The sequence below is a fragment of the Agaribacterium haliotis genome, from assembly GCF_002312815.1.
Taxonomy (GTDB): Bacteria; Pseudomonadota; Gammaproteobacteria; order Pseudomonadales; family Cellvibrionaceae; genus Agaribacterium; species Agaribacterium haliotis.
Window position 1 is genome coordinate 24,915 of sequence record NZ_NKQJ01000006.1, and the last position, 19,750, is coordinate 44,664.

15 protein-coding genes are annotated in these 19,750 nt (G+C 48.8%); all 15 read left to right on the forward strand.

The features are described from left to right. Window positions 1–67 precede the first annotated feature (67 nt). Window positions 68–2,422 carry a glycosyltransferase family 4 protein gene (locus CFK45_RS08330; RefSeq protein WP_204378435.1) on the forward strand — a complete coding sequence of 785 codons (2,355 nt, stop codon included), beginning with the start codon at window positions 68–70 and terminating at the stop codon, window positions 2,420–2,422. Further along, window positions 2,419–3,561, forward strand: a complete 1,143-nt coding sequence (locus CFK45_RS08335) for a glycosyltransferase (protein WP_096085990.1) — start codon at window positions 2,419–2,421, stop codon at window positions 3,559–3,561. The genes CFK45_RS08330 and CFK45_RS08335 overlap by 4 nt, the downstream gene beginning before the upstream one ends. A 178-nt stretch (window positions 3,562–3,739) precedes the next feature. Further along, the gene (locus tag CFK45_RS08340; protein WP_275655692.1) at window positions 3,740–5,236 is read left to right on the forward strand and encodes a lipopolysaccharide biosynthesis protein; all 1,497 of its coding nucleotides are present in this window, start codon (window positions 3,740–3,742) and stop codon (window positions 5,234–5,236) included. A gap of 3 nt (window positions 5,237–5,239) precedes the next feature. After that, window positions 5,240–6,634 (forward strand): O-antigen ligase family protein, encoded by a 1,395-nt coding sequence (locus CFK45_RS08345; protein WP_096085992.1) that lies wholly within the window; start codon window positions 5,240–5,242, stop codon window positions 6,632–6,634. Window positions 6,635–6,914: 280 nt separating this feature from the next. After that, entirely contained in the window at window positions 6,915–8,738 is a 1,824-nt protein-coding gene (gene glmS / locus CFK45_RS08350) for a glutamine--fructose-6-phosphate transaminase (isomerizing) (RefSeq protein WP_096086161.1), read from the forward strand. Window positions 8,739–8,758: 20 nt separating this feature from the next. Further along, window positions 8,759–9,523: an acyltransferase gene (locus tag CFK45_RS08355; RefSeq protein WP_158224645.1), complete on the forward strand. Its 765-nt coding sequence runs from the start codon at window positions 8,759–8,761 to the stop codon at window positions 9,521–9,523. Further along, window positions 9,513–10,742 carry a glycosyltransferase gene (locus CFK45_RS08360; protein WP_096085993.1) on the forward strand — a complete coding sequence of 410 codons (1,230 nt, stop codon included), beginning with the start codon at window positions 9,513–9,515 and terminating at the stop codon, window positions 10,740–10,742. Before CFK45_RS08355 ends, CFK45_RS08360 begins: the two co-directional genes overlap by 11 nt. A 24-nt stretch (window positions 10,743–10,766) precedes the next feature. Next, complete coding sequence (locus tag CFK45_RS08365; protein WP_096085994.1) at window positions 10,767–12,248, forward strand: GumC family protein; 1,482 nt, start codon at window positions 10,767–10,769, stop codon at window positions 12,246–12,248. Next, entirely contained in the window at window positions 12,245–13,324 is a 1,080-nt protein-coding gene (locus CFK45_RS08370; RefSeq protein ID WP_096085995.1) for a glycosyltransferase, read from the forward strand. The genes CFK45_RS08365 and CFK45_RS08370 overlap by 4 nt, the downstream gene beginning before the upstream one ends. A gap of 11 nt (window positions 13,325–13,335) precedes the next feature. Next, window positions 13,336–14,511, forward strand: coding sequence for a glycosyltransferase family 2 protein (locus tag CFK45_RS08375; protein ID WP_096085996.1), 1,176 nt, complete (start codon window positions 13,336–13,338; stop codon window positions 14,509–14,511). Between the two features lie 16 nt (window positions 14,512–14,527). Next, a complete protein-coding gene (locus tag CFK45_RS08380; RefSeq protein ID WP_096085997.1) occupies window positions 14,528–15,205 on the forward strand; it encodes a sugar transferase in 678 nt (225 codons plus the stop codon). A gap of 491 nt (window positions 15,206–15,696) precedes the next feature. Continuing rightward, window positions 15,697–16,023, forward strand: coding sequence for an STAS domain-containing protein (locus CFK45_RS08385; protein ID WP_158224646.1), 327 nt, complete (start codon window positions 15,697–15,699; stop codon window positions 16,021–16,023). A gap of 12 nt (window positions 16,024–16,035) precedes the next feature. Next, complete coding sequence (locus CFK45_RS08390) at window positions 16,036–16,857, forward strand: OmpA family protein (RefSeq protein WP_143247527.1); 822 nt, start codon at window positions 16,036–16,038, stop codon at window positions 16,855–16,857. Window positions 16,858–16,867: 10 nt separating this feature from the next. Beyond that, window positions 16,868–18,997, forward strand: coding sequence for an SLBB domain-containing protein (locus tag CFK45_RS08395; protein WP_096086000.1), 2,130 nt, complete (start codon window positions 16,868–16,870; stop codon window positions 18,995–18,997). 7 nt (window positions 18,998–19,004) lie between these two features. Further along, a complete protein-coding gene (locus CFK45_RS08400; protein ID WP_096086001.1) occupies window positions 19,005–19,739 on the forward strand; it encodes a cellulose synthase operon protein YhjQ/BcsQ in 735 nt (244 codons plus the stop codon). Window positions 19,740–19,750 lie beyond the last annotated feature (11 nt).

Consider the following 19,750-nt stretch of genomic DNA (forward strand, 5'->3'; position numbering starts at 1 on the left):
TTTTATATTGCTTTCGGCATCGCGCTTGCAAACTCAAAGCTAATTCACAGCCATGCCCTGCATACTTATGAAAAACACCTTAAATATTTGTTTGTTAGTTGATAGCTCCTCATTTGGCGGCATTGAAAGTCATGTGCTTGAGCTCGCCCAAGCTCTGGCCGCAACTCAACACAAGGTCACTGTATGCCTACTGCGGCAATACGCACACAGCCCGCTTGCCACAGCCCTGGCCGACAAAAATTTAGACCTTCTTTTTGTCAACGGCGGGCTAGTTAAGCTTATCGCTTTGTTAAAACAACACGCCTTTAGCACCGTTCACACGCACGGTTACAAAGCGGGGATACTTGGCCGCCTGGCTGTTAACATACTCAACAGTAAACTGTGGCGGGCACTGAATAAAAAATCTGCCGCGCCAATTACCTGTGTATCAAGTTTTCACGCAGGTGAACATTCAACGGGCAAGCTTGCCGTATATGATTTCTTAGATCGCAGCAGCGCTGGCCTGGCCGATGCGCAAATCGCCGTCAGCAAAAAAATACAACAGCGTGTTTATGCAAGCAGCGAGCTTCTTCCCAACTTCGTAAACTGCGACAACAGCGAGCTAAGTAGCGGCAAGCAAGTCGCATATGTCGGGCGATTTTCGTCAGAGAAAAACCCACAGGCATTTGTCGCACTAGCGAAAAGCTTTCCCGGCCACAGCTTTCACGCCTACGGCTCGGGCCCGCTATTGCATAGCTGTAAACAAGCTGCTGCCAACAACACCATTTTCCACGGTCATGTCAATATGGATAAGCACTGGGGAAATATCGGCGTGTTAATTATCAGCTCTAAATTTGAAGGTATGCCGCTGTGTATGCTCGAAGCAATGGCCCGGGGCATAGTCGTCATTACCGCCGATGTCGGCGATATTAACTGCGTGATACGCGACGGGATAAATGGCTACCTGGTTTCAAGCGGAAACGTAAGCCTGATTCGCTCGGCGTTAAACGACTACCTGAGTTTAAATGAACAGGACCAAAATAAAATAAAAAACCGCGCTCGCGAGACAATAGTCAAACATTATTCAAGTCGCGCTATAGCACCACAGTTTATCGAGCTATATCAAAACCACAGCAAGCGCTGCCCCAACTTAAACTCGCGGCAGCACACAGATAAAGTGCAGCAAGATAGAGCACTCAGACACTGCAGCACAGGCCTTGCAAAAAAAACCAATATTCTGATTACCCACATGGGCGATGATTGGATTCGAGGTAGCGAGGTATGCCTGCTAAACCTGATCTCTGGCCTGGATAAAAACACCTTCACCATAACCCTTTGGTGCAACAGCCCCAAATTAGCACAACAGGCCAAAAATGTGGCCGACAACATAATTGTCGATGATTTTAGTTTGCTATTTGGCTGGGCATCGCCGCGCTTCGACTTTATCAACTATTTCAGGCTGAGCAATAAAGCCCACAACATCATCAGCCAATATAATATCGATATCATCCACAGCAACAACGCCGGCCCAGTTCAGTGGCTGGCGCCTGCAAGCAAGCGTTCGCTCACACCGCTTCTGACGCAACTGCATTCACCTTATCATGAGCGCGACTGGATTACTCTTCGTATCAACGCCAGCGACATGATAGTCGGCGTAAGCAAAGCCGTACTCGCTACAAAAATAAAAACGCGTATTCACACACCTAGCTGCGTTATTTACAACGGCGTAAAAAATCCGCCGTTGCAGCAGCTACATACAGCAGCGCCTAACTCCAAAAAACTTCGCATCGTTAGCGTTGGTTCGCTGATTCATCGCAAGGGTTTTGACCTAATTATTCAGTCCATCGCCGATTTAAGAGACAACCATATCGATGTACAGCTGAGCATTATCGGTTCTGGCCCGGAGGAGAAAAACCTAAAGCAACTGTGCGCTGCACGAAAGCTTGAACAAAATGTATTTTTTCTCGGAGAACAAACAAACGCAGCTGCGGTGCTCGCAGGGAATTTTGATGTGTTTGTTTCCGGTGCTCGCGAAGAGGCTTTTGGTTTGGTTCTGGTTGAAGCGGCACTGGCCGGCTTGGCCATTGTTGCACCCAAGGTCGGTGGCATACCTGAAGTTGTACACGATGGACACAACGGCCTGCTGTACCAAGCCGAAGACTGCCAAGACCTCACGCAAAAGATACTAAATCTGCACCGAAGCTGTGAACTTAAACAAACGCTGAGTAAAAACGCCCGTACTTATGCACAGCTTAATTTTAGTCTCGATAAAAACATCGAAAAACTTAGCCAACTGTACCTTCAGGTGGTGAACAAGCATTCATCTCACCCAAAAGATAATTCACTGGCACAACGCAGCTTTGCCAGTGCGCGTTATCTGTGTGAGCTTGCTCAATATGCACTGGCCAGCATCATCAAAAAAGTAAGCAAGGTGGCAGTATGAACCGACAACACATTGTTGCCCTGGACAGCATCCCTTATTACGGCGGGTCTAAAGCCTCTAGCGCGACGTTTCTAAACGAGTTAAATAAAACAGGTGTTGATATTTCTGTTTACAGCTGTAACCGGGCGTCGTGGACATCGGCTAAGTTTTCCAGCCGCATAGGCCAGGTTAAGGCCTGCCGGGCTTATAGTTTTTCAGAGTTCGGTTTTTTAAGCCGAGCTGAACAGGGCCTTGCCTACTATCTGAGGCATCTTCTTATCTCGCTAAAGCTGCTTTTGCTTATTATTAAAATGCGCCTAATAAACAACACCCGCACCAGTGCCCTGGTCGGCACATCGGGTCCGGGTGTCGACATAGCTATTTATGCGGTGAGTTATATTACCGGCATACCGGTTATTCAACTTGTTCACGGCCCCGTTGCCCACAGCCGCTTGATCAATCTCGCCCTGGCGCGCGCGCAGTTAGTTATAGCCCTTGAAAGTGAAATTGATCAGCTCAGGTTAAGGTCTAAAGAGCTGACTATTGTCGAACTTAAAAATGGCTTGGCTGAACACTGCTGGCCCAGCCAGCGCCAGGTGAGTTTTGAAAAACTAAGACTGTACTGGTGTGCATCGCTGTTAAAGTGGAAGGGGCTTGATGTCTTTATCGAAGCGGTAAAATTAGCAGAGCACACTGCCTGCGCAGAAATTCATTACATCAAACCGAAAAACACGGAGCTATCAACAAGCCGAGCTCCAGTATCGCACGGCAATATCACCGCCCGAGAGCAACCACATAACCTTGACTTATTGCGCAGCCAACAAAATATCTTTGTATCCACAAGCGACAACGAACCTTTTGGTTTGTCTATTCTCGAGGCGCTTGCCGCCGGCCTTTTGGTTGTCATCCCCAAAGATGGCGCGTATTGGGATCAGCGGCTAAGTGATAAGCAAAACTGCATCAAATATCCAGCGGGTGTAACCGGGCTTAGCCGCACCATTTCATGGATGGAAAACAACAAATCCGAGCTTGAAGGCATCGCCAATGCCGGGCGGCAGCAAGCCGATTACTACCGTGCAGAATACTGCTTTAGCGACGCTGTGTGTGCCGCCACCAAAGTGCTTGAGCAAGTAAAAAACAGTGAGCTCAGCCGTGCCTAACAAAACGATAACTGCGAATCACAAAAGCATCGAGCCATATATGAAGACAGCACTAGTACATAATTATCTAGCAAGCAGCACGGTGCCTACAAAAAATAGCCCTGGCTATACCCGGCATGAACTACTCTGTTTGCTAAGGCGCATTAAAAGCTGCGATAAAGTTATTGTGCGCACTGCCATGTATGCGCTAGCCACCATTGTTATGAAAGCTAGCTCTCTGTTAATGCTGCCCTATATTGCAGGGAGTTTAAGCCCGGAGCAATTTGGCCAACTTGAGTTACTGGCTACGTTCGCAACACTGATCAGTGTTATTGCAGGTTTTGCCCTGGAGGACAGCCTGTTTAGGTTTTGCGGCATTGAATCAAGCCACAGCAAACAAAAGATGATAGCCCGCGCTATCTATCGCCTGGCACTAAAAGTTTCACTGGCTTTTTTTGCCATAGGCATAACCGTAAGCCCATGGATCACAGCGCTGGCACCGAGCTTATTTAGCGCCTACCTGCTCAAACTGATTATTTTGATGCTTGCCTGTGAAGCACTGATTGCCGTACCGCTGGCCTGGTTGCGCATGAACGAGCATGTTCTGTTGTACTGCTTTATTTGCATTGCGAAAACCGTAATTCAGGCCTTACTTGTATGGCAGCTGCTCGAGCGCGGGCGAGCCCTAGACGGTATTTTTGAAGCGACAGCACTTAGCACTGTGCTGGCGGCGACGGCGCTTTTTTTTATTCACATTAACAGTACAGGATTTATCGCAACCGACAACAATACCGTAAACGATGGCTACAAGTTAGATAAAAGTGTTTTGCTCTACGCCCTACCCATAGTCGGCAGCGGCCTGCTAGCATTTTTCACCAATGGTTTTGACCGCTGGGTACTGCTTGGCAACACCAATCTTGAACAGATTGCCTGCTACGCCATCGCCGCCAAGTTTGCGCTGGCGCTCAGCATCGCTCTACAGCCCTATGGCATGTGGTGGTCGCCGATTCGTTTTTCAATTTTTGAAAAAGAGCGAAAAGAAATAAACAACAAAGTACACAGTACTGATTCACCAAGGCGCTACAAAAACACCGACAAATACTCTAACTGCGGCTGCATTCAAGCCCTGCTGTTTATGCTTGCGCTGTCATTGTTTGCACCGATTGCGATACAACTTCTGTTTGACTCCAGCTACCACGGTGCAATTTATTTTGTGCCGATGATGCTTTGCATCGCAGCGCTAAAAGAGCTGTGTGAATACAGCAATATTGGCTGCTTAATTAATAAATCCAGCACAACTCAATTTCATATCAGCCTGCTGACCACAGCCTTGGCCATAGTCGCCATGTTGTTTTTATCTCGTCACTATCAAGTACATGGCGTTTTAGCTGCGCTGGCGATGGCGCAAGCCCTGCGTATGTTTCTGCTCAACCACTTTACTCAGCGCTACACCGGTTTTAGCTTGCCTGTCGCTCGTTTAACAACAGCGTTAGGCATTTGCCTTGCACTGGCGATATACAACGCTCAAAGCCTGGCTCAAAAGGAATTGGCAAGCTTAATGCTTATAAGCCAGAACTCGATATTTATTTTGAAGTTACTTTGCATAAACGTCGCCGCAGTACTATTTATTATCGCGCTGTACTTTGTTAAGCGCCGCGACGGCATCAATGAATTTGAACAAACACGGCAGCCCTAGTATATGTTAGCGAATACTCAGCCACGCGCTCCCGAAACCAACGACAAAGCTTTAGCTGCCGGGCTAGTCGCTGTGGTCGCCATCATCTGGACAATGCTTCCGCTTAGCTACCTGATCGTAATTGTTGGTTTTATTCCTTTAGGTTTAGCTTTTGTTATTCGTCAGCCATTCTTTCTGGTAATAATGTTTGTCATATTTTCTTTTTTCCGAATTCACGAAGCGTTTCCCTTTCTGTATTCACTAAAAATACCACTGCTACTGTCGCTATGCTCTATTACCACTTTGTTTTGGCACGTTGCTATCAGCCAGAAAATCAAAATTTACTGGCGGCCTGAGCTCAGCGTCGCCGCGATTTTTTTTGCCTTGACGTCGATAGGCGTTGTACTGGCCAGTAACCGGGGTATCGCCATCGCTTACTTTAGCTCTGTGTACTGGAAGATTATCTTAATGATGTTTGCGATTACCTGGTTGACACGCAGCCATGCGAGTTTCATTGTGTGTGCGCGTTTAGTTGTACTGTTTGGATCGCTGGTCGGCCTTGTTGCTTTGTACAACAAAAGCGCAGGCATAGGCTTGGTTGAGGGCACCCGAGTAACCATAGGCCGACAGATTGGTTCGGTACTCGGCGATCCCAACGATTTGGCGCTCGTGCTGATGTTTCCGATGGCATTTGCCCTGGGCATGGCACTGACGGCCAATCTCGGCCGCTTAACGCGCAGCCTTGGTTTTATCGCGGTACCGATTCTTTTTTTTGCCGTGCTTGCGACCCAAAGTCGCGGCGGACTGCTTGGCATCCTCGCGGTTATGGGCGTTTTTGCCTACCGCAAAATACATTCAAAAACCCTGTTGTTTAGCCTTGCAGGGCTGTTTTCCGTTGTATTGTTTGTCGCAGCAGGAATCTCTGGCCGCTCCTCCGGTGGCGCGGCAGAAGAAGGTTTAGATGCATCGGCGCAAGGGCGCCTTTACGCCTGGGAAGCGGCATTTAAAATGGCCGTCGACAACCCTTTATTTGGCGTCGGTATCGATAATTTTTACTCCAATTATTTTTATTACAGTAATCATTGGGACGGCCTGAATCACGCGGTTCACAGCACCTGGTTTGGCGTGCTTGCCGAAACCGGTTTTCTCGGCTTAGCCGTTTTTATCTGGCTGATCGTCAAGCTGTTCTTAAGTGCAAAAAAAAGCTTGCTTAGTATTGGCGCCTATCAGGGCTGGAGCTGTGTCCGGGCCAAGGCCATTATGTTTTCAAGTTCGGAGTCTCTATTGGCCGGCTTAGCGGGCACGGTTGTCTCAGGAACCTTTCTCACCCAGGGTTTTACCTGGCCAATTTACATACTCACGGGCCTTATTGTTGCCCTCGCGCGCTGGGTTGATGTGCACTGCAACAAAAGTGCTTAGCGGCCGCGGGCCTTTTAAATAGCCACGCCCGGCTTGCTGGCGCAGATTCTCTTTTTTGTTCGTTTTGGTCTTTTTGTTCTTTTGCTCTTCTCACTCTTTGTTGCTTATTTTGCTTTTCGCATTTTGCAAACGCTGTGCGCAGAATCATTTGCATTAAGCAAAAAAAACCCATAGACAACCAAGAGAAAGCCATAAGCGATTGATTTTAAAGTGTTTTATTTATTGGCATTGAAGCTGCAATTTTCCCCACATATCTCTTTTACATCGATTGGAGTTTCTTATGTGTGGTATTTTTGCAGCCGTAAACAACAAAACTGTCACTGCCGAACTGCTTAGCGGCCTCTCTTCCCTGTCGTATCGAGGCTATGACTCCGCAGGCATCGCCGTCGTCAAAGACGGTCAACTTAGCCGCGCTCGCTGCGAGGGCAAGCTTCAGAATCTAACCGCGCAGCTCAGCGCCGCCCCCATTGACGGCAGCATAGGCATCGCCCATACACGCTGGGCCACCCACGGTTTGCCGACGGAAAAAAATGCCCACCCGCATATGACTCAACGGGTTGCCGTTGTACACAACGGCATTGTCGAAAACGCCAATGAGCTGCGCCACTTCCTCGAGCAGCACGGCCACCGTTTTGAATCTGAAACCGATAGCGAAAACATCGCACAGTTAATCACATACTATTTAGAGCGCGGCAGTAATTTTGAACAGGCGATACATAAATGCTTAAAGCGCGTTGAAGGCAGTTACAGCATCGTAGTGCTGTTTCGCGATGACAGTGAACACCTTTACGCCGCCAAGCACGCCAGCCCCCTTGTTGTTGGCCAGGGTAAAAGTGGTTATTACGTATCTTCCGATGAAAACGCCCTGGGCGATCTGGCCGATCAGTTTATGCACCTCGAAGACAGTGACATTATCAAAATAAACCACAGCGGCATTGATATTCGCAGCTTAAGCGGTGCTGATGTAGAGCGTATCTTTCACAAAACAACACAAGCAAAAGATTCGGGCAATAAAGGCAGCTATCAACACTATATGCTCAAAGAAATTAACGAGCAGCCTGCCGTATACGAGCGTGCAAAAAAACACAACTTTGATCGCCTTCAACACGATGAAGATAATTTAAAGCTCGCCATTCCGCTCGCTCAAGTTAGCCGTTTGACCATCGTCGCCTGCGGCACCTCTTATTTTGCAGGCATGGTTGCCAAGCAGTGGTTCGAACAAACTGCGGGCGTACCGGTAGATCTTGAAATAGCTTCGGAATACCGCTACCGCGGCGCACCGGTAGTGGGGAACAGCGTCGCCATTTTTATTTCCCAGTCTGGTGAAACTGCTGACACACTGGCGGCTCTTCGCCACGCGCGCTCACTTGGTCAAGCGAGCATTGCACTTGTCAACGTTATAAACAGCAGCATGGCTCACGAAGCGGATGTGGTGATTCCTACGCTGGCCGGCCCGGAAATTGGTGTCGCATCAACTAAAGCCTTTACTGCGCAACTGACCAGCCTATTGAGCATCGCTGTTGCATTTGCCAAAGCAAATTTACGCATAAATCGGCAACAGCAGCGCGAGCTCGCCAAGGCCATGCAAGGTTTTTCCAAGCTTCTTAGCGCCGCCACAGAAATCGACGCCAACCTGACAGAAATCGCCGAATATTTAGCTAAGCACAAAAGTTGTTTATTTCTCGGCCGAGCTGCAGCGTGCGCGCTGGCAGAGGAAGGTGCCCTTAAGCTCAAAGAAATTAGCTACATTCACGCCGAGGCCTACGCCGCTGGGGAATTAAAGCACGGGCCGCTGGCGCTGGTGGATGAGAACATGCCGGTCATCATGATCGCACCACCCGATGCGCTGTTCGCAAAAACGCTGTCGAATCTACGCGAAGTCGCCTCGCGCGGCGGCAAAGTCATTTTAATTAGCAATAAAGAGGGCATGCAACAAGCCGGTGACTATGCCTATAAAAGCATTGTTATGGCGGAAACTCACCCACTGCTACAACCCTTACTTTACACCCTGCCGCTGCAACTTATTGCTTATCAAACGGCTGTTATCAAAGGTAACGATGTCGATCAGCCGCGCAACCTTGCCAAATCCGTCACCGTTGAATAACACGTAAAACGAGAGACAAGATGAACAGTTCCGTAAACTACCAACAAGCAGGCAAGCAAAAGCTTGCGCCTGCTCATCGCTTTAAAAACTGGTTAAAACAAAGTGACAGCGCCGCGGCAATAAAACTCAAATCCATGTACTACGGTGTGCGCTTTTTTTCGCTGCCTTTACCTCGCGCGCTGTCGCGAGCCTTATTTTATTGCCACCAAAGCGTCGTTAATTGCTATCACTGGTTGAGCCGATCGTTTTATTACACACCGCTATTTAAATCTCAAACTCAGCGATGTGGCCAAAAGCTATATCTCTACGGCGGCATGCCATATATCTGTGGCCCTCTGGCTTTAGAACTGGGCAGTCACTGTCGAATTTCTGGAGCCAGCACGTTTAGCGCACGCTCCTGCGCCGGTGTGCGGCCGCACTTGAGCATCGGCGATAACGTTGATGTCGGCTGGCAGACAACTATTGCTGTCGGCACCAGCGTCACACTTGGCAACAACGTAAGAATCGCCGGCCAATGTTTTTTAGCCGGTTACGCCGGCCACCCAATTGACGCTCGAGAGCGCGCACTGGGTTTACCCGAACACGAGCATCAAGCTCGGGAGATAGCGCTCGAACAAGACGTATGGCTCGGTACCGGCGTCACCGTGCTCGCCGGTGTTCGCATCGGCGCGGGCAGCATCGTTGCAGCGGGAAGTGTCGTTCACAAAAGCCTGCCCGCAGGTGTCATTGCCGCAGGTAACCCTGCAACGATTATAAAAAAGATTGGAGAGCGCGATGAGCAGTAAGCGAGATATTATTGTTTTTGGTGAAGACTGGGCCGCCCACCCGAGCAGCTCCCAGCATTTGATCAAAAAACTTGTTGAGCACGACAGCAAGCGAAAGATAATTTGGGTCAACTCGATAGGGCTGAGGCGCCCCAAATTCAACCTCTCGGATATCAAACGCCTGGCCGTTAAATTATTTCGCGGCGTATCTAGTGTTTTTTTTAGTGGTTTATTTAGTAAATCACTTAGTTCAACAGGCGAGACACAAACAAACGACACAGACAAACACAGCCGTGTCAATGCGGCCGAGAATTTAATAGTACGCTCACTGCTAACCTTGCCTGCTCCCCAGAGCCGCCTGGGCAAAAAAATCGCGGCCGCACTACTACGACAGCAATTTTATTTTATTTTAAAGAAATACAAGCTGCAGCGCCCCATCGTTTGGACATCTCTACCAACTGCATCCGAGTTCTTCAACAGGGATCTGGGCCTGCCAATCGTATACTACTGCGGCGATGACTTTTCCGCGCTCGCGGGTGTCGATCACAAAACCGCTCAGCTGCATGAGAAAAATATCGCTAAGCATTCAAGCCTGATTATCACTGCCAGCGATAAACTGAAACATAAATTTTGCTCCGACAAAACAAAATTACTGACCCATGGCGTAGATTACGAATTATTCGCCAAGCAAAAAAGCCGATCACCACTGCTTCCCAATAACGGCAAGCCAACCATTGGTTTTTACGGGAGCTTATCTGAATGGATAGATACAGAGCTAATTAGCAAAACTGCCAAACTAAGGCCGGATTGGAATTTTTTATTAATAGGCAACAGTGATATCGAGCTAAAAGAACTGCATAAGATCGACAATATCTTTGTATTAGGCGCGCAAGATCACCACACCCTGTGCCACTTCAGTCAGCACTGGCAGGCCTCTTTGTTGCCATTTAAAGACAACAAGCAAATTCGCAGCTGTAACCCGTTAAAACTCAAGGAATATTTGGCCGCGGGACAACCGGTGATCAGCACACCGTTCCCGGCCTTAAACGAATACAAAAGCCATGTTTTTGAGGTTAACAACGCCGAGCAGCTTTCTTGCCTGTTAGAGGCGATGCAACAGGCTCAACAGCAAAAACAAAAAAAGGCACTTGAAATAAAACAAGCGCGCCAACAAAGCGTTCAACACGAATCCTGGTCCAGCAAAGCTTTTGCCCTGGACCAGTGGTTATTGCAGCTTTGATTTCCACCGCAACGGGCAACAACAATGAACTATCTACCCATCCGTTTTTTTCAAATATTGTGTGCCGCATGGCGACGACGCTACGCCATTGTGTTGCCTATCGTCTTTTTGCCGGTGGTCGGCCTATTTATTTCAGTAAGCAGCGAAAAACGCTACTCGTCTCACACCAGCATGCTTATTCAAGAAACGGCAAAGATGAACCCGTTTTTGGAAGACCTTGCCGTCTCGGCGATGTTAAAAGAGCGCATCAGCGCACTTAAAACGCTTCTACACAGCCGCCATATTCTGTCAACGGTGGCGCTGGATCTGGGCATGATCGACGCGCAATCGAGCTCCTATGATAAGGACCGGGCCATCGCCTCGTTGTCGAATAGCCTGTCTATGTCGGTGGCCGGCAAGGATCTGATCCGCATTGACTATGTCGCCGACTCCCCGGCTTTGATGAAAGAAACGCTAGAGACTGTTTCCTCTCACTTTATTGAGCAGCTACTTGCACCCGAGCGCTCGTCGATCAATGACTCCGCACGCTTTCTAGAAGAACACCTCGAGCTGCGGCGCAAAGAGCTCGACAAAACTGAGCTGGCTCTGGCCAACTTCAAAGCCAAGCATCAGGCGGCGCTGCCGGAGCTAAACAGCATGAACATCGCCAGGCTCAGCGCATTAAAACAGCAACTGGCGGAAAAACAGGCGCTGTTAGCGGGTGCCAAACGCAATGTCGGCGGCTTAAGCCAGCTGCTCACCAGCTCCAACCCCGTCATTGGCAGAATCGAAGAGCAGATTGTCGAGGCGCGCAGCAAGCTGGTCCTATTGCGCGCCCGCTACACCGACAAACACAGCAAAGTCCAGGCAACGGTGCGCAGGCTCAAGCGCCTGGAAAAAGAGAGGCAAGCCGCACTGGCACAAAGCAGCGACTTAATTGATGAAAACAAGCTGTGGGATATCGCTTCAAACTCAACAGGCGCTAGTCGCGATTCGCAACCGGTTCTTATTTCGCAACTGGAGAATTTGCAAAGTGCAAAAAACAGGGCTGAGGGGCTGGATGAGCAGGTTGCCCAGATCCAAAAAATGATCGCCGAGATTCAAGGCAACCTGGATAACTACCGCGAACATGAAAGTGAACTTCTAAGCCTTAAACGCAACTTAAAAGTCAAACGAGAGCTCTATGAAGACCTGCTGCAACGCCGCGAGATGGCAGAGGTCATGGGCTCTTTGGGCCAATTTGAAGAAAAAAAACGCATCAAGATTATCGACCGCCCGTTCACGCCGAGCCGGCCGATAAACCTGCCTGTTTTGGTTCACGTGATTGCAGGTTTGTTCGCAGGTATAGGTTTGGGCATCGGTCTTGCAATAACGCTTGAGTTTGCGGATTCCAGCATCCGCTACCGCAAACAAGTAGAAAAATTAACGGGCCTTAAGGTGCTAAGTCGCATCCCCGCGCAGACGGCGCAAATGGCGATGACGACTGCAAAGGTTCAAAGACCCACGCTGATTGAAGGTAGCTTATGAAAACCATTGTTCACGTTGTACAAAATTTAAGGCCCGGAGGTATTGAGGTGATGGCCCTGGAGCTACTGCGCCTGCAAAGCCGATGCAACAAAGCCTATGTCATCAGCCTCGAAGGCCAAAAGGCGCAGGCACTAGCATCGTGGCCACGCTTACAAGCCTGCCAGAATCAGCTTATTTTTTTAGATAAACAGGCGGGCCTGCAGGCAGGCCTGCCGGCCAAGCTAGCCAAGCAGCTAAAAAAAATACACGCGGATGTTGTACACAGCCACCATATTGGCCCGCTGTTATACACCGGCCTGGCACTTAGCCAACTGCAGTTCCAGCAATTCAAAGCGACTCATATTCACACCGAGCACGACGCCTGGCATTTGCAAAACAGTAAAAGACGCCTGCTTGAGCGCGCTTGTATTGCGCTGTTTAAACCTCGCATCAGCGCCGACAGCGTTGCCGTTCAGAAGGCCTTGAAGCAGTATTTCCCCAACACCAAAAGCCACTTGATACTCAATGGTGTCGATACGGATATGTTTAAACCCGGCTGCAAAACATCTGCACGCGCACAGCTTAAGCTAAACCAAGCCAATATTATTATTGGCTGCGCCGCCCGCCTTGAAAAAGAGAAAGGCCAGGATGTCTTGATTAAAGCTCTGGCTCAATTGCCTGAGAATATTCACCTGGCGCTTGCCGGAACCGGCAGCGAGCACGCGCGCTTACTTAGCTTAGTGGCGCAGCTTGGCCTCGAACAGCGAGTGCACTTTCTCGGCCAGCTAGACAATATGCTGACATTTTATCAGTCGCTCGATGTGTTCTGCCTCGCTTCTTTTCACGAGGGCATGCCGCTGGCGCCGCTTGAAGCTCAAGCTTGCTCGGTGCCTTGTGTGCTGACTGACGTCGGCGGCAGCAGTGAAACCCTGTGTAAAAAAACCGGGCTACTCGTTGAGCAAGGTAAACCAAAGGCTTTAGCCAAAGCCCTATTGCAGCGCATCGAAAATCGTTTGCAAAATAGCCCACGCAGTTTTGTTCAACAAAACGCAAGCGCAAAAAAAATGCTCTTGTCTTATCAGCGCCTCGCCAGCTAAGGAGAATAATCGTGATTTACAATGCATTTAATCTAAGCGTGCTGAGCATAACTGTTTTGGCTCTTTTTTTAATCGCCTATCACCACGCCATTTACCCTATGCTTCTGAAGCTCTACGCAAGCAGGCAAAAAAAATCATTACGTTCAGTTGAGCCAACGATAGACGGGGGCGACGATAAGCTGCCGAGCATCAGCGTGATTATTCCGGCCTACAATGAAGAAAGGTTTATAGTAGATAAGCTGAAAAACCTTGCCAGTTTAGATTACCCAAGTAGCAAGCTGGAACTTGTTGTTGCCTGCGATGGCTGCACAGACAACACCGTTAGTCTGATTAAACAAACCCTGCTTGAGCCAGAGTTTGACAAGCTAAATTTTTTTGTTCACGACTTTAAACACAATCGTGGCAAATGTGCCGTTATCAATGATCTTATGCGCCGCTGTAATAGCGATATAACCGCACTCAGCGATGTTTCATCAATCATATCGATTGATGCTCTAAAGCTCGCTGCCCAGTGCTTTAATGATGAAAGGGTTGGCGCGGTCAACGGCAACTATCGTTTCCTGAACCCGCAAACCGCGGGCGAACAGCATTACTGGAAATTCCAGCGCAATATTAAGCTCGGCGAACAGCAACTCGGCTCGCTGCTTGGCGCGCACGGAGCACTTTATTTTATTCGCACCGAGCTATTCGAAAAACTTCCGGAAAACACTGTCAACGACGACTTTATTATTCCCAGCAGAGTAATAAAACACGGTAAGCGCATTGCTTACGTTGAACAAATCAACGCCGTAGAACTTGAAGATAACAGCCAACAGGCCAACTGGAAACGCCGTATTCGTATAGGTTTTGGCAACGCCCAACAAATATGTATCTTGCGCAACTTGTTTCACCCTAAACACGCGGGTATCGCCCTGGCTTTTTTCTCAGGCAAAGGCCTTCGTGTGTTTATGCCATTTTTGATGATTATCGCGCTTTTCGGGTCATTGACACTGGCATTTAAGTCCATTTTGTTTCTACTGATCTTTTGCGCTCAAATCAGTTTCTACACAATCGCGCTGCTCGCATCAGTATTTAATTCATTGAACAAAAATAAATACATTCAAACCATTTTTTACATCGTCAGTGGTCACGCCGCCAATATGATTGGCTGCATACAATTTTTCTCTCAAACTAAGGCCAAGTGGTAAGGCACCTGGAGCAACTATGAATACTTATCAAAGCAATATCAGCAGCCTACAAGCTCGCGAAGATAAAATTAGGAATAGCGCAACTTTCCGCATTAAGCGCCTGGCAGATATCGTTTTTGCCTCGCTAGCTTTAGCATGCAGCCTGCCGCTTTGGCCGCTTATTGCGCTGGCAATCAAACTGGAGTCATCCGGCCCTGTATTTTTTAAGCAGATGAGAATCGGGTTGTGCATGCCAACCAAAACTTTGTTATTTAATATGATTAAATTCAGAACAATGGCCGTAGACGCCGAGACAAAAAGCGGTGCTGTTTGGGCCAAAAAAAACGATGCACGTGTAACACGAGTTGGCAAGTTTCTCAGAAAAACCCGGCTCGACGAACTGCCTCAATTAATTAACGTTATCAAAGGTGATATGTCCCTTATTGGCCCCAGGCCAGAGCGACCAGGTTTTTATATAAAGCTCGAGCGCAAGATTCCGTTCTTTTGTGAGCGCACCTACGGAGTGATGCCCGGCATCACAGGGCTTGCGCAGGTCAATCAAGGTTACGATACCTGCATTGATGACGTGCGCAACAAGCTCAGCTACGACCTGAGTTACAGCTTGTGCCTTAATTCACCTGCGAATATGCTCAAAGCTGATTTTTCTATAGCCTGGAAGACCGTAGTCGTGATGATCTGTGGCCGCGGCCAGTAACGCTAGTTTATCGCTTGTAACACCGCAACTAGTCGTATCGCCCACCCAAACGGCCTTGAGCCAAGTTGGCCGGACTATTGGGGGTATATAAGCACTGAATTATTCAGCGCTGCTATACCCCCAATATCAGTACAACACAGATAAGCATTGCCAATGCTTATCCTTACTAACCAGCCCTAGACCTAACGAACCCAGACTTAACCAACCCAGACCTCAAGCCCGGCCCGCCCTTTTTTGTAGACCGCTGCCTGTCGCTAGCTCCAATACCACGTGGTAGCTATTTGTATTTTGCAAAACACGAATCCAGCTCTGCAGTTAAAGCAAGTTGCATTGCATATTGCAAAAATAGCCTAGCCGCTCGCTAATCCGCGAGAAAAACACCGCCAAGCCATTGATTTTAAAGGGTTTAAATAATTGGCCCAATAATCGCTATTCCTCTAATAACAACCGTTATCACAACAGCTTTCACTTCGGTATTAATGAGGAAAAAAATGAACGTTGAAACTCACATTGCACAGCAACACAACAGTAAGCACTTGGTTCAAATCGCCCTGGCCGGGGAATTTGATGCGCTCGCTTGCTCCGAAATTCGCGTTACCTTTGAACAGTGTGTTGTTGAGCACCCCGGCAGCACAGTTCACATCAATATGCACGACGTATCGTTTATCGATTCATCCGGAATCGGCGCGCTTGTATTTTTGTTCAAGCGCATGTCTGAAACCGGCGGCAGTATCAGCCTAAACAATGTTGCCGGACAACCTGAAGAGCTGCTGCGCCTGCTGCGTGTAGATCAAGCTTTCGATGTGCAATACGTTTAAGTGGAACACGCCATGAAAGCTTTATTCATTAAATCGACCCGGCTCGCTGTGGCTTCGGCTATTAGCTTAAGTGTTTGCGCATGCAGCTCGTGGCCGAAGCACGGCAGCGGTGGCCAGGCCGAGCTAGATGGCTCAAGCATGATCAGCGTTGGGCAGCAACAGGCTTTGACAGCTGCGCACGGCCTGCGTTTTGACTACGAAATATCTAAGAACCGGCTCGATATTTTACTGGATCAAGGTGCAGCTTATTGCCTGCCGGCATCCATCAAGCAGGCTCAACTTCAAGAATATCGAATTGCCCGCGAGCTGGCCTCAGGTTTATTTGACGACGCCGAAACCAGCATAGTCAAACAGCGCATCGGCCTTAATAAGATTGAGTTTCAATTAAATCGCATCCTGGCGAGTGAACAGTGCCAACCACCGATTGCAGGGAATACAGCCGCCCTCACTGCTAACAACACAAGTAGCGGCGCTAATGCCATTAAAGAATTGCAGCGCCTGTTAAATAGCGACAACCAGTTTGTCAGCGCATCGGCCAAGCTTAACCCTAAGTACCAACACAACCTCGAAATCGCCGCAAAAATTCTAATTGAGCAGCCCGGGTTACTTGTGAAACTGATTGGCCACACAGACAGACACGGCGCCGACGTGAATAATTTATCACTCTCTGCCGAGCGCGCAGAGGCGGTGAAAGAACAATTAGTTTCAACAGGGGTGCAGGCTGATCGCATTCACAGTTTTGCAGCAGGTGAAACGTCGCCACCACACCACGGTGAAGGAGCCGCTGTTGATTTAGTCAATCGCAGCGTGAGCGCTTTTGTGATTGCGCCTTGAGAATACAACAATGTCTAAACTAATTCGTACTCTGCTAGTTACTTTTTCCATTTTTGCTTTGCTAAAAATTGTATTTATTCAGCAGGCTTTTGCGCTTGATGATGCATACCGTGTTCAGGTTGGCGACGTGCTGCGCCTTTCGCTACCCGGAGAAGAATCGCTCGACAAAACCTTTGATGTAAATAGCCAAGGTAAAATCTATTTACCTGAGGTTGGCGCTTTGAAAGTAAGTGAGCTTTTGGAAAGTGAACTGGAACAAACAACACGCGAAGCCCTCAGTGCAGCATTTCAAGACCTGGAAAACCTCAGAGTTTATGTACTTGAAAGACGTATCTTAGTGACCGTACTCGGTTACGTCGAAGCCCCCGGAGAAGTTTTAAGCCGCGCCGGTGCAAACGTACAAAGCATTATTGCCCAAGCCGGCGGTTTGCGTGCCGGTGCACAGCTCGACAGAATGCAGTTGCGCCGCAATGGCCAGAGCCAAGTGTTTAACTACAAAGCTTATCTCGACAGTGGCGATAACGATATGCTTCCCAAACTTCGCTCTCTCGATACTATCTTTGTACCGGCATCACCCAAGACCGGCAATATTGAAGCGGAATTTGACCCATCAAAAGTCGCCGACTCAGGTGATGCATCCAACGCCGAAGATGCCATTAAAGTATTTGGCGAAGTAAATAGCCCGGGAAGTTTTGCCTATCGCCCCGGCATAGGGGTACTCGATTTACTCATGCGCGCAGGTGGCGTAACCCGATACGCGGGCGTTGAGCGCATTCGTATCATCTCTCGCGAAGAGCCCACATTATTTGACCTAAAACACTATCTCGATACCGGTAACGCGGCGGCGCTACCTGAGATTGCCCCCGGAACAACCTTGTTTGTGCCCAAACAGGAAGAAGCGGTGAAATCCAATGCAAGTACGGTTTATGTGATGGGCGAAGTTTTTCACCCCGGCGCTTACGAAAGCAGCGACGGAGTCAGCTTCCTCGACATACTGGCCAATGCCGGCGGCCCGACTCGCTACGCCGAAAGTCGACAGATTCGCGTACTAAAAATTGACGGCACAGTTGAGCGTTTTGACTTAACTAGCTTTACCGAGGGCAGCAGTACAGCAGCCCTGCCAAGAATCACACCTGGCGATGCGATTTTTGTCCCGGAGAAAACCGATATGAACGAAAAGTCCTGGCTGAAAGTAGCGCCCGATCGAGCCGTTCGTGTTATCGGTGAAGTTGTTCGGCCCGGCCGGGTTGAATGGTCAAGTGAAATGAATTTGCTCGACTTACTCGCTCACGTCGGCGGGCCGGTTTCACGCGCCGACACCAGCAATATCGAAGTACTGCGCCAACTCCCGGATGGCAGTACACAGGCGGAGTTATTCAATTTAGATGAGTTTATCAAGCAGGGAAAAAGTGATAGCGAACTGCCTAAAATATATGCCGGCAGCACGATACGTGTGCACGACCTGCCGCAAGACCCGTCAGACAACAAAGCTCAGTGGGTTAGGCAGTCCTCGGACAAATCTATTTATATTTTTGGCCAAGTTGGTGCCCCCGGGCGCTATATGTTCACCGATGAAATGAACTTTCTCGATATTCTTGCAGCGGCTGATGGGCCAACGATGGATGCCGATATTCACAATATTCGCATTACCCACCGGGACAAACGCTACGCCGAAGTCAGCGAATTAAACTTATCTTTATACTTTGAAACAGGTGATGAAAGCTTGTTACCCAAGGTTAAAACTGGTGACAGTATTTATATCCCAGAGAAAAACAGAGAGTGGACAGATAAAGCCAAAGAAAAGACCGTCAGGGTAATGGGTGAAGTCAACAAGCCCGGGCGTTACAGCTTTAACGATTCAATGACTATTCTCGACATACTCGCGGAAGCTGGTGGCCCCACAGGTGAAGCTCACGTTAAAAAAATATTGGTCGTCAATCTCAGCTGCTGCAAAAACGAAGCGCGCAGTTTTAACTTACTTAAGTTCGGTAAAACCGGAGATTTTAGCAAGCTGCCAATTTTACGTGTCGGCGATACTATTTATGTTCCCAACCGGGAGGATAGCACCGGCCATAAAGCCCGAACCATTATAGGCGATACCTTCCGTATCGTATCACTCGCTGTTTTACTGGGGCTTTAGACGACTGATGATTATTCCCGCGTACAACCAAGAAATAGATCAAATCTTGCAACAAATTGAGTCTTCCGCTTGTCGCTCGATTGTGATTACCAGCATTAACCCAGGCGAAGGCGTCAGTAGCCTTAGCGCTTCACTGGTGAACCGGCTGATGCTAAATGGTAAAAAAACGCTGTTAGTCGATTTAAACCCGCAGTCGCCAAGCTTAGATGTTGCTATCGAGCAAATACCGCCTACCCCCGACAGTAACAGCGACGCCGCGGCTCTATTTCACTCGGAACTAATGATGACCAAAGAGGGGCAAGCGCTGCTACATGCAAGCCAGCTAAACAGCGGCTTGAATTCTTCAGCCAAGTTGCGCCAACCAGGTGTTTTTAAGCGCCACTTACAACAGTGGTGTGAGTGCTTTGACTACATCATTATCGATAGCCCCTGTGTGCAAAACGATACAACAACGACGCTGCCATGCACGCAAATTATTCAGCAGTGCGACGGTGCGGTATTGGTGACACTTGCCGGTGTCACAACTGAAAGCATGCTCGTTCAGGCACTTGACAAGCTGACACTGCAGCGGCAAAAAATCATCGGCATTGTTGTGAACGACAGGTTTAACCCGGGCTTAAAAAGCGAATTGCTGCGCGAGATCGACAAGCTGTCTGCGTTACTGCCAAGCCTGTTCTCCGGCGCCCTGACTTACTGTCGCAAGCTTATTCGAAACAACCGTTTGCTGGCGTTAGATTTATAACGCTTGCCCAG

Bases quoted from the DNA above. Each gene is read 5' to 3' on its own strand.
- CFK45_RS08330 (WP_204378435.1), top strand. From the start codon at position 68: ATGAAAAACACCTTAAATATTTGTTTGTTAGTTGATAGCTCCTCATTT.
- CFK45_RS08335 (WP_096085990.1), top strand. From the start codon at position 2,419: ATGAACCGACAACACATTGTTGCCCTGGACAGCATCCCTTATTACGGC.
- CFK45_RS08390 (WP_143247527.1), top strand. From the start codon at position 16,036: ATGAAAGCTTTATTCATTAAATCGACCCGGCTCGCTGTGGCTTCGGCT.
- CFK45_RS08400 (WP_096086001.1), top strand. From the start codon at position 19,005: ATGATTATTCCCGCGTACAACCAAGAAATAGATCAAATCTTGCAACAA.
- CFK45_RS08360 (WP_096085993.1), top strand. From the start codon at position 9,513: ATGAGCAGTAAGCGAGATATTATTGTTTTTGGTGAAGACTGGGCCGCC.
- CFK45_RS08370 (WP_096085995.1), top strand. From the start codon at position 12,245: ATGAAAACCATTGTTCACGTTGTACAAAATTTAAGGCCCGGAGGTATT.
- CFK45_RS08395 (WP_096086000.1), top strand. From the start codon at position 16,868: ATGTCTAAACTAATTCGTACTCTGCTAGTTACTTTTTCCATTTTTGCT.
- CFK45_RS08355 (WP_158224645.1), top strand. From the start codon at position 8,759: ATGAACAGTTCCGTAAACTACCAACAAGCAGGCAAGCAAAAGCTTGCG.
- CFK45_RS08385 (WP_158224646.1), top strand. From the start codon at position 15,697: ATGAACGTTGAAACTCACATTGCACAGCAACACAACAGTAAGCACTTG.
- CFK45_RS08380 (WP_096085997.1), top strand. From the start codon at position 14,528: ATGAATACTTATCAAAGCAATATCAGCAGCCTACAAGCTCGCGAAGAT.
- CFK45_RS08365 (WP_096085994.1), top strand. From the start codon at position 10,767: ATGAACTATCTACCCATCCGTTTTTTTCAAATATTGTGTGCCGCATGG.
- CFK45_RS08340 (WP_275655692.1), top strand. From the start codon at position 3,740: ATGTATGCGCTAGCCACCATTGTTATGAAAGCTAGCTCTCTGTTAATG.
- CFK45_RS08345 (WP_096085992.1), top strand. From the start codon at position 5,240: ATGTTAGCGAATACTCAGCCACGCGCTCCCGAAACCAACGACAAAGCT.
- glmS (WP_096086161.1), top strand. From the start codon at position 6,915: ATGTGTGGTATTTTTGCAGCCGTAAACAACAAAACTGTCACTGCCGAA.